This is a genomic window from Vibrio sp. 03_296, from assembly GCF_002265885.1.
On the sequence record NZ_NPKW01001072.1, the window covers coordinates 1 to 1,346 of the forward strand.

Consider the following 1,346-nt stretch of genomic DNA (forward strand, 5'->3'; position numbering starts at 1 on the left):
GTCACGGATTCCCCTCTGCGCRCCACTTTATGGGTTAAGTTGATTCTCGTTCGATGATGTGGATAATCTGAAACTCATCGTTATTTTTGTCCGTCACACTGAACGTTGCGCCTTTGCTTACATCCACCACTGCGATGGAAGTAGACCACCATCGCGGTTTGAACGGATCACCGTTTGGTTATCTTTGCTCACTGGTGCATCGTGAATCCACTGATTCACACCCACTTTATCGGTCACTTGGCGGAAATTCCAATCCGTTTCTGCTTGAACATAATTGTCCCCAGTTTTACGGCCGTGGGAACCCGCGCCTTCACATCTGCCTCTGTAATATAGGGATCTCGAGTGCTGTTAGTATCAGCAAAAGCCGCGTGGCTACCAAAAAACGCCGTCACCAGCGTTAGCGCTAAGAGTGTTCTTTTCATCTTCAATTACYTTAATTGGTGATTTTATTGGCAATGGAAGTGTAGGAACCAGAGTGATGACAGAAATGAATAAATAGAATACGTATAATCCCAATTTGGAATTGAATGTAATCYACTATAGACAGCGCAAGGTATATTTGTTGGCAGGAACAGATTGAAGTCGTGTCTCTCCTTGCGCGAATGGCAAAGAGAGACACCTCGAGGTAAGCGATGAGAAATTGGCGACAATTTACTCGTCATCTTCCTCCAGTTTTTTGAGCTCTTTTTCTATCTTTTCTTCTTCCATTTCAAGCTTTTCGCGTTGATCTTTTAACGCTTGCTTTTTCTCTTTCAGCGCCTGTTTACGCGCTTCTTTGTCCTGCATTTTTTGCTCTTCATCGCCATTTTTCTTCTTCTTGCCTTTTTCTTTGGCGGCTTTGTTTCTGCTCTTGCTCTCGTTTTTTCAGGCACTCTTTGTCTTTCTTGTCACAGTGTTTTTGCATCATTTCTTCGGCATGTTGTTCCACTGCTTCCTTGCTGGGTTTGCTTCCCTCGCCAGTTCGGTTTCTCAGCCAACGCCAGTGGTGACGTTGCCAGCCCGATAACCAGAGTGATCAATAATGCTTTCATAGTCATAGTGAGTACTTCCTTTGTGGATACATTGATGAAAGCGTAGAAGAGACCAAGTAGAAATGACAGGTTCAAGATTGAAACCTGTGGCACAAACTCAACAGACCGAAACAAAAACCCCGTGGTCATGCGATACCACGGGGTTTTAATTTAATGCCTTATTAAACAGTTAAGCGTTTAGGCTGCCAGCTTTTCAAGCACACGCATCAGCATACGGATACGAGGTTCGATCGAGGCCAGCACTAGATACTCTTGATCGCTGTGGAAACCCGCGCCAATTGGGCCCAAACCATCAAGGGTAGGAACACCCAAAAT

At 44.9% G+C, this 1,346-nt stretch carries 2 protein-coding genes and 1 pseudogene; all 3 read right to left on the reverse strand.

Annotation, left to right across the window (positions count from 1 at the left end; all coding sequences use genetic code 11):
- Positions 1–651: 651 nt before the first annotated feature.
- Complete coding sequence (locus CIK04_RS35005; protein WP_325206017.1) at positions 652–786, reverse strand: hypothetical protein; 135 nt, start codon at positions 784–786, stop codon at positions 652–654.
- 101 nt (positions 787–887) lie between these two features.
- Positions 888–1,037: a hypothetical protein gene (locus CIK04_RS35010; RefSeq protein WP_325206018.1), complete on the reverse strand. Its 150-nt coding sequence runs from the start codon at positions 1,035–1,037 to the stop codon at positions 888–890.
- A gap of 171 nt (positions 1,038–1,208) precedes the next feature.
- Positions 1,209–1,346 (reverse strand): annotated as a pseudogene (locus CIK04_RS29890) (M20 family peptidase); the annotation flags it as partial.